Below are 8,111 nucleotides of genomic sequence, written 5' to 3' on the forward strand. Positions count from 1 at the left end.
AGTCGGCTGTTTGAGCCCGTAAGCGAGTCGGAAAAAGTCTGTTAGAGTTGTTTGATAATAGGTAACGCTAAACCTGGTGACTCAATGGAAGCGGATCAAGCACTGGATTTTACTAACTCGTTACTTGTGGCTCGAAACCTGAAAACTCTCGACAACCTTGACAGCGCGATCTTTCGCGAAGCATGGATGGGGGTGCAAGGCAGGACGTACCAACAGGTTGCAGAGAGTGAAGGATATGGAGTAGGGACTGTTAAGGATGCTGCCTCTAATTTGTGGAAGCGCCTTTCAGCTTTGTTTGGAGAAGGTGAAAAAGTTAAAAGAGATAACCTGCAAGCGGTAATAGATCGATATTGGCGCAGCTACTCGAAACTAGAACCGCAGTCGGGGCAAATTGTTCCGCCCCGATCGTCCCTGGGGCTAGATTCGGACTTGGAAATCGAAAATCCGAACTTTTTGGGCAGGTTTGAGGCGATCGAGGATCTGAATACTCTGGTCGCCCAAGGCGCTAAAGTGATTGTGATCCAAAGTGCCGGCGGTATGGGCAAAACGACTTTAGCCAGACAGTACCTGAAATCTCAAGGGTTCGATCGCGTAATTGAACTGCTGATGGCAAAAGAGACAGAAAACCTCACAGCCTTAGAGAGTGCGATCGAAGAATGGCTCAAGCAAGACTTCCAAGAAGAACCAGGGCCAGACTTTGGTGTCACCCTCGGGCGGCTGAAGCGGCAACTTCAGACTCTCAAAGTCGGCGTATTGATTGACAATTTGGAAGCCGCCCTCGACGGACAAGGTAAGTTTATTGAACCCCACCGGCTGTACGTCGAACTCTTGCGAGTTTTGGCTGATGCCGCGGTGCAGTCGGTAACGCTGATTACCAGTCGCGATCGACTTTGCGATTCTGACGTAACCGTCGAACACTACCTGCTTCCGGGATTGGACGTGGAAACTTGGCAGCAGTATTTTGGCGATCGCAACATCAAAATAGATCCTGTCGCACTCCAGGAAATGCACAAAGTTTACGGCGGTAATGCCAAAGCCATGGGCATTCTTTGGGGGACAATCCGAGAAGATTTTGACGGAGATATGGCAGCCTACTGGCTGGAAAACAGCGACGATCCGCTGGTGGAAACCGACTTAAAAAATTTAGTTACCAGTCAATTCAACCGCCTGCAAGAACTCGATCCCGAAGCCTATCAACTCCTTTGCCGCTTGGGCTGTTACCGCTATCAAGACGTGCCGACAGTCCCTAGTGATGCACTTTTGTGCCTGCTGTGGGACGTGCCCGAAGCCGGACGCAGACAAATCATTAAATCGCTGTTGCACCGATCGCTAGTCGAGTCCCAAAAAGGCGAATACTGGGTGCATCCAGCAATTCGGGAAGAAGCAGTCGATCGGCTTTCGCCCGCAGACTGGGACACCGCCAACCGCAAAGCAGCCGAGTTTTGGACGGATAGCGTCGAGATTATTGAAACCGTAGAAGATGCGCTGAAAGCTTTTGAAGCTTACTATCATTACGTGGCAATTAGCTGTTTCGAGCAGGCCGCTAGCGTCATCCTCAAAAAAATCAATATCCAGTTTGCCAAAGATTACAAACTCGGACGAGCGCTCTATAAACTAGGTTTCTTGCAGCCAATAATTTCAGCAACTACTCGCATCGTCAACAATGTGACTTCTGACTATTATTTGAGCGGTCTTTACAGTATTTTAGGCGTTTCTTACAGAATATTGGGCGACATCAATCAAGCCATAGAATGTCACCAAATATCCGAAAGAAAAGCCACTAAATGTCTGCAAAATATAGCAAAAAATAGCGAACCGGAAAACGGCCAAAAAGCTAATCTAGAATTTTGGAAACTTAACGCTGCAATCAATATAGGGTTTTGCAAAATAGAAATGCTGGAATTAGAACCAGCTCTGGAGATATTTGTCAAAATGAAAAATTCGCGGGAGGAAATCGGGATTATCGGGATTAACAGTTATTCGATCGAGGTCGGGTTAGCTTTTCTCAACTCCTGTGTGGGAGTCAAAAAAGCTGCCAAGGAACTCGCCGACAAACTATATGCCGATCGCGAAGAGAGCCAGTTAGTGGGTACGGGATACAAGTTAGTGTTTCTAGCCACCACCTATAAAAACCTCGGAGATCCAGAAAAAGCTTTGAGCTTGTACAGTCAGGCGATCGCCCAGGCCGACGAAAACCTTTACAGCACCGTCAAAGCCAAAGCTCTTAGCGGTATAGCTGCCCTGTACCGAGAACGAGGAGAATTTGACCAAGCCATGCAGCACCATGCAGAAGCAATAGAAATACTCGATCTGCCCAGCGCTAAATTAGACCGAGCCGAAGCTTGCTATCAGCTCGCACTGACAGAACAAAAACTCGGCAACATCGAGAAAGCCCAAGAAAACTTCGATCGCGCCATTCAACTGTTCAGCGAAATGGACGCCAGCAAACAAGTAGAAAAAGTACAGTTTGCCGCTACCAAAAATCCCGAAAAAATCCCTAATTAACTGAGAAACAAAGGAAAAAAGATACAATAAAGTAAAGCACAACAATAAAATTTCTAGACATGAAACTAAAACGATTGGGACACGTAGCCGTCTGCGTGCAAGACATAGAGAAAGCTGCTGAGTTCTACAGCAAATTGGGAATGGAGTTAGTTTGGAAAGATGCAGACTGGGCTTATTTAAAAGCAGGAGATGATGGACTGGCGCTGTTGAGTCCGACTTACGACCAAGCAGGGCCGCATTTTGGGTTTGTATTTGACGATCGCACCGAAATGGAATCCGCCTACGAACAACTCAAAACTGAAGGTGTTTCCGTCACCCAGATTCACGAACACCGCGACGGTACAGCGTCTTTTTACGGCAGAGACCCCGACGGTAACGGTTTTGAGTACCTTTACGAGCCGACTTGACCGATTCTAGGACTTGCGGAGCGAGCTAAATCCGCGTAAGGTGCGCACTGCGCACCCTACAAGATTTGTGCACACTGCGCACCCTACAGATTTGTGCACACTGCGCACCTCGGCCAGTTGCAGACTGCCCGGAACCTCCGTACAACTCGCCGAATAAAGTGACGTACTGACACCAAATCTTCTAAAGTTACAGTGCAGGCTCAGCATCCAAAATATAGCAACCGCCACATGGCGTGAGGGCATAAATGACTTCCATGAATGGAGACGAGAACCCACAGCATAAACGGTTTGATTGCTGTCAACTGTCAACTGTCAACTGTCAACTGTCAACTGCTATATATCCACAACTTCCGAAAATCGGCTCGATAATCTAAAATCTAAAATCTAAAATCTAAAATCCTCATGTTCCAAAGAATACAAGTCAGAAACCGCTGGACATCGATCTTCAAACCCTGGGAAGAAGCAGATCCTTGGCTGTTTGCCGCTTGCATCAGCCTCACCATCTTCGGCGGAATCATGATCCGCAGCGTCGAAATCAACCAGGGCTCGATCGACTGGTGGCGGCACTGGGTAACTGGCGGAGTCGGTTTGTTCCTCGCCATCATCATTTCCCGCTGTCGCTACCAAATACTGATTGAGTGGAAATGGCCGATTTACATATTCATTAATTTGTCCCTGATTGCAGTGCGGTTTATTGGTACTACAGGGCTCGGTGCCCAGCGGTGGATCAATATCGGCGGCTTCTACCTGCAACCCTCAGAATTTGCCAAAGTAGGGATGATTATCACCTTAGCAGCCCTCCTGCACGAGAAGACTGTCCCTACGGTGCGCGATATGTTGAGAATGCTGGCGATTATGGCTGTGCCCTGGGGATTGATCTTTGCTGAACCAAATTTAGGTACTTCGCTGGTGTTTGGCGCGATCACAATGGGGATGTTTTACTGGGGAAATGTCAATCCCGGATGGTTAATATTGTTGTTCTCTCCTCTCTTCTCAGTTCTCCTCAATAACGTGTCCACACCGATTTGGGTAGCCTGGGTAGTCGTGGCGGGTATTATTGCTTGGCGAAGCCTACCTTGGCCTTGGCTGGGGACTTTCGGTGCTGTGTTGGTGAATGTGGTGTCGGGACACGTCGGACACGTATTTTGGGGCGTGCTGAAGGATTATCAAAAAATGCGCCTGACAGGGTTTTTGAACCCCGAGAAAGACCCTTTAGGCAGCGGATATCACTTGATTCAATCTCGGATTGCGATCGGGGCCGGGGAACTCAAAGGCAGAGGTTTGTTTCACGGAACCCAAACTCAGCTTAACTTTATTCCCGAACAGCATACGGACTTTATCTTTTCTGCGATCGGCGAAGAATTGGGCTTTATTGGCTGCATTGCAGTGCTGTTGGTGTTCTGGATCATTTGTTTCCGCTTGGTGACGATCGCACAAACTGCAAACGACAATTTTGGTTCCTTGCTGGCGATCGGCGTACTGTCAATGTTAATTTTTCAGGTATTCGTAAATATTGGGATGAACATCGGCTTAGCCCCGGTTACAGGAATTCCGCTACCTTTCCTTAGTTACGGGAATGCGTCGCTGCTGAGTAATTTTCTCGGATTGGGACTGGTGGAGGCGGTGGCGAACCAGCGACAACGCAAGAAGCGTTGGAATTAGGTGATTGGTAATTGGCAATTGCAAATTCAAGCCCTTTAAGTCTTATAAAATAACCCTAGTTTATAGGGTTTGCAGTGCCAGACAGGTCAAGGTGTATGTCAAGCGATGTACACCACACCAGGGCTATTTGATTCTACAGATGTCTTTAAGTATGTTAAAACTCAAGCCAGCCAGACCTTGAGCTTGAGCCATGTTTTGAAAGCCACGATCGCGATACAAATTTAGGGAAAAATTGCGATCGATTGTCCAACATTGAACGAGTCCAACAGTGCGAATGCGACAAGCATCTTCTACGCCGGGTGACATCACGGACATAATGAACCTTGTTTTCGACTCCCCAATAGCCTCGAATTCTTTGAGCAAGGGAAGCGGCTGTTTCGGTTAATGATGTGACGTAGTACCGAGTTTCGGTGGAGGATTCAATAGACCTCTTGCGAAAGTCTCAGGCGATTGCTAATTTGTCTTTAAAGAAAGTTCATAATTATAAATACCAGCTATTAAATTAAATCTTAATCCAAAGCGTCTTCTTCGATTCCGATATCTAGATGAAAGTATTCTAAATATCTTTAAACTTCGATGTATATTTTCCATGATAATTCTGGATTTTGCCAGTTGTCGATTGAATTGTTTTTCGGCTTGACTCAGTTTTTTGTTTTTGTTTTTTTTGAACGGTGTTCTACTATTAGTATGAATCTTTGTGATTCCTTGATAACCTTTATCACCTAGCAATTCAAGGTTTTGATTTATCCCGATCTTGCTTTTTTTAAACAAACTAAAATCATGCGTCTTCCCGTCACCAAAAGCTGTACATATTATTTCAGCACTTTTTGGGTTGGCTAGAACTTGCGATTTTATTGTATGATATTTTTGCTTGCCACTATAATATTTTTTTTGCTTTTTTTGGGGACGTTCTATTTCATGCTCTGACACATCCAATACTACAGTTTTTATCTCATTGTTACTTTGATAAAGAATCTTTTTGCCAGGTAAATTAAATAAACCTGACCTTATTAAAGCTTTCTCAGTTCTAATTACAATTCGATCAGCATTTGATTCACTGATACCCCATTTAATTCCTAAATGAAAAAAAGTAGGATATTCACGCAAATAGGATAATGTCATTAAGATTTGGTCTTCTGAGCACAATTTGCTTGGTCTTCCAGATTTTTTTTGAAATATTTTTTCCGCTTTGACTATTTTTACCATTTCCCTGAATGTTTCTTGATGTACTCCACAGTAGCGTTTGAAGTCCTTGGGGGTAGACTTTTGTAATTGTTCGTAATTCATATTATTCAGCTAATTTTTTCTTTTATTTTACTAGAGCGTTCGCACTTTTGCCAGAGGTCTAATGCTAACTTGAGCGATGCGAACTTGGGTGACGCTCAGTTGATTAATGCTAATTTTAGTGGTGCTAACTTGAGAGAAGCTTGGTTGGAAGGGGCTGACTTGAGTGGAGCCAATCTAAGTAATGCCTGCGAGAGAAAATGCAACTTTGGACTCTGCTGACGCGACTGATGCCAACCGAGCGTGGAGCTAATTTGAAAAATGGTTTTTTATCTAGACTCAACTGCCAAAATACAAACCTCACTGGAGCCGACCTCAGCGATGCAGACCTCGGTGAAGCTGGTTTTCATAAAGCAACTCTAATTGGCGCGAATCTAAGTAATACCAAACTACATCAAACAGGGTTTTGGAATTCCGATCTTACTGGAGCTAACTTTAGTGGTGCAATTATGGATGAAACATCATTTGATGGTTCAAATCTGTGCCACGCTAATCTGATGGGAGCTAGACCCGATCCTGAATATGACGACTCAAATACAATCAATCTTTGCGGAAAATGGGAAGACGCTACCTTGTGCAATACTGTCATGCCAGATGGAACCATCCGAAATGATAATTGTACAGCTTGATGAATGCTAAACATTGCTGAAAACAGATATTCATCTGATTTCTGTTTCAATAGGAGTCAGATAAATTAATACAAATCCGCGTTAAATCTCCCCTCGGTCGTTAACTGCACCAGCGCGACTAGGAGGTTGAGTGCGATCGAATTGGACTAGCAAAACATAGGATAATTATACTATAATTCAAAAGTTAAAATAATTGACTAGATAATTTATGAACGCTGAAGAATTGCTCGAACGGTATACCAGTGGAGAAAGAGACTTTGCTGGGGTTGACTTGAGCGGTGTCGATTTGAACAAGGCAAAGCTCATTGATATCAATCTCGCCAATGCTATTTTGATTAATGCTAACTTGACGAGTACTCATTTGAGTGGTGCTGACTTTAGTGGTGCTAACTTGAGCGAGGCTAACTTGGATTGTATTCACTTGATTAATGCTAACTTGAGTAATGCTAACTTGAGCGATGCGAACTTGGATGGCGCTCAGTTGATTAATGCTAACTTCAGTGGTGCTAACTTGAGAGAAGCTTGGTTGGAAGGGGCTGACTTGAGTGGAGCCAATCTAAGTAATGCCTGCGAGAGAAAATGCAACTTTGCACTATGCCGACTTAACTGATGCCAACCGAGCGTGGAGCTAATTTGAAAAATGGTTTTTTATCTCGGCTCCACTGTCAAAATACAAACCTCACTGGAGCCGACCTCAGCGATGCAGATATCACTGAAGCTGGTTTTTATAAAGCAACTCTAATTGGCGCGAATCTAAGTAACACCCAGTTGCATCAAACAGGGTTTACTAATTCAGATATTACTGGAGCAAACCTCAGTGGTGCGATTCTAGAGGAAACATCATTTGATGGTTCAAATCTGTGCAATGCTAATCTGATGGGAGCTAGAGGAGAGCCTGAATATGGCCCAAATACAATAATCAATCTTTGCGGAGAATGGGAAGACGCTACCTTGTGCAATACTGTCATGCCAGATGGAACGATCCGAAACGATAATTGCCCAGAGCGATAAATGCTAAACATTGCTGAAAACATATCTACCCTCCGTTTGAATATTCATCATATTTCTGTGTCGATAGGCGTCAGATAAATTAATACAAATCCGCGTTAAATATCCCTTTTATAATTAACCGCAGCGCGACTAGGGCCGAGAGGGAGATCGAGAGAGTTGGGGAAGAACATAAAGGGGATTTTAACGCGGATTCGGTATTATTTATTATTCCTCCTCAAGTTCCTCAGATTCACCCTCAAGTTCCTCAAGTTCCTCTTCCGGATCTGTAGGGTCTTCGGGAAGTGGCGGTGGATTTGATTTCCAAGGAAGGCTAGCCCAAGTATCTCCAATAGATTCTTTACTGGGAAAGATGTATTTGATATCTTTGATATCTTGTTTTATTTCTTGAGGAAGAAGAGGGAATAGATCGTAGCCGATCTTGGTTTCTATTTCTTCAAGAGACCAGATGGGACGTTGAGTGCGATCATCCTTTGAGTTAATGGTTTTTCTGTGAATAAAAATGCTGTAGCATTATGCTGTCGGGGTGACAAGTCGCCTATAACGCTGATAGAATAAGGCTCATAGCTCTTATGCCTTGTTGATAATTAGGCAGTTTATGTGGAGATAAAGACAT

Annotated in this window: 9 protein-coding genes; 7 read left to right on the plus strand and 2 right to left on the minus strand. The window is 44.4% G+C overall.

Translation table 11 applies throughout. The features are described 5' to 3' along the window. The first annotated feature begins 84 nt into the window (after positions 1-84). From JGK20_RS13915 to rodA, 3 genes are all read left to right on the plus strand, one after another. Entirely contained in the window at positions 85-2,505 is a 2,421-nt protein-coding gene (locus tag JGK20_RS13915; RefSeq protein WP_293176847.1) for a tetratricopeptide repeat protein, read from the plus strand. Positions 2,506-2,564: 59 nt separating this feature from the next. Next, positions 2,565-2,912, plus strand: a complete 348-nt coding sequence (locus JGK20_RS13920) for a VOC family protein (protein WP_293176849.1) — start codon at positions 2,565-2,567, stop codon at positions 2,910-2,912. Positions 2,913-3,314: 402 nt separating this feature from the next. Continuing rightward, positions 3,315-4,574 (plus strand): rod shape-determining protein RodA, encoded by a 1,260-nt coding sequence (gene rodA / locus JGK20_RS13925; protein WP_293176851.1) that lies wholly within the window; start codon positions 3,315-3,317, stop codon positions 4,572-4,574. Between the two features lie 123 nt (positions 4,575-4,697). On the opposite strand, the gene JGK20_RS13930 is transcribed toward rodA, so the two are convergent. Both JGK20_RS13930 and JGK20_RS13935 read right to left on the minus strand, forming a co-directional pair. Further along, entirely contained in the window at positions 4,698-4,889 is a 192-nt protein-coding gene (locus tag JGK20_RS13930) for a hypothetical protein (protein WP_293205715.1), read from the minus strand. Positions 4,890-5,027: 138 nt separating this feature from the next. After that, entirely contained in the window at positions 5,028-5,861 is an 834-nt protein-coding gene (locus JGK20_RS13935; RefSeq protein WP_293230903.1) for an IS5 family transposase, read from the minus strand. Positions 5,862-5,960: 99 nt separating this feature from the next. On the opposite strand from JGK20_RS13935, the gene JGK20_RS13940 reads away from it, so the two are divergent. The 4 genes from JGK20_RS13940 (at position 5,961) to JGK20_RS13955 (ending at position 7,498) form a co-directional block, all read left to right on the plus strand. Beyond that, positions 5,961-6,080: a pentapeptide repeat-containing protein gene (locus tag JGK20_RS13940; protein WP_293205742.1), complete on the plus strand. Its 120-nt coding sequence runs from the start codon at positions 5,961-5,963 to the stop codon at positions 6,078-6,080. Then, a complete protein-coding gene (locus JGK20_RS13945) occupies positions 6,059-6,487 on the plus strand; it encodes a pentapeptide repeat-containing protein (RefSeq protein WP_293205711.1) in 429 nt (142 codons plus the stop codon). The genes JGK20_RS13940 and JGK20_RS13945 overlap by 22 nt, the downstream gene beginning before the upstream one ends. Before the next feature lie 208 nt (positions 6,488-6,695). Continuing rightward, complete coding sequence (locus JGK20_RS13950; protein WP_293230906.1) at positions 6,696-7,097, plus strand: pentapeptide repeat-containing protein; 402 nt, start codon at positions 6,696-6,698, stop codon at positions 7,095-7,097. After that, a complete protein-coding gene (locus JGK20_RS13955) occupies positions 7,097-7,498 on the plus strand; it encodes a pentapeptide repeat-containing protein (protein WP_293230909.1) in 402 nt (133 codons plus the stop codon). Before JGK20_RS13950 ends, JGK20_RS13955 begins: the two co-directional genes overlap by 1 nt. Positions 7,499-8,111 lie beyond the last annotated feature (613 nt).

The sequence above is a fragment of the Microcoleus sp. PH2017_05_CCC_O_A genome (assembly GCF_020738785.1).
Taxonomy (GTDB): domain Bacteria; phylum Cyanobacteriota; class Cyanobacteriia; order Cyanobacteriales; family Microcoleaceae; genus Microcoleus.

Coding starts and splice junctions, on each gene's coding strand:
- JGK20_RS13915 (WP_293176847.1), top strand. CDS start 85: ATGGAAGCGGATCAAGCACTGGATTTTACTAACTCGTTACTTGTGGCT.
- JGK20_RS13955 (WP_293230909.1), top strand. CDS start 7,097: ATGCCAACCGAGCGTGGAGCTAATTTGAAAAATGGTTTTTTATCTCGG.
- JGK20_RS13930 (WP_293205715.1), bottom strand. CDS start 4,889: ATGTCCGTGATGTCACCCGGCGTAGAAGATGCTTGTCGCATTCGCACT.
- rodA (WP_293176851.1), top strand. CDS start 3,315: ATGTTCCAAAGAATACAAGTCAGAAACCGCTGGACATCGATCTTCAAA.
- JGK20_RS13945 (WP_293205711.1), top strand. CDS start 6,059: ATGCAACTTTGGACTCTGCTGACGCGACTGATGCCAACCGAGCGTGGA.
- JGK20_RS13935 (WP_293230903.1), bottom strand. CDS start 5,861: ATGAATTACGAACAATTACAAAAGTCTACCCCCAAGGACTTCAAACGC.
- JGK20_RS13920 (WP_293176849.1), top strand. CDS start 2,565: ATGAAACTAAAACGATTGGGACACGTAGCCGTCTGCGTGCAAGACATA.
- JGK20_RS13950 (WP_293230906.1), top strand. CDS start 6,696: ATGAACGCTGAAGAATTGCTCGAACGGTATACCAGTGGAGAAAGAGAC.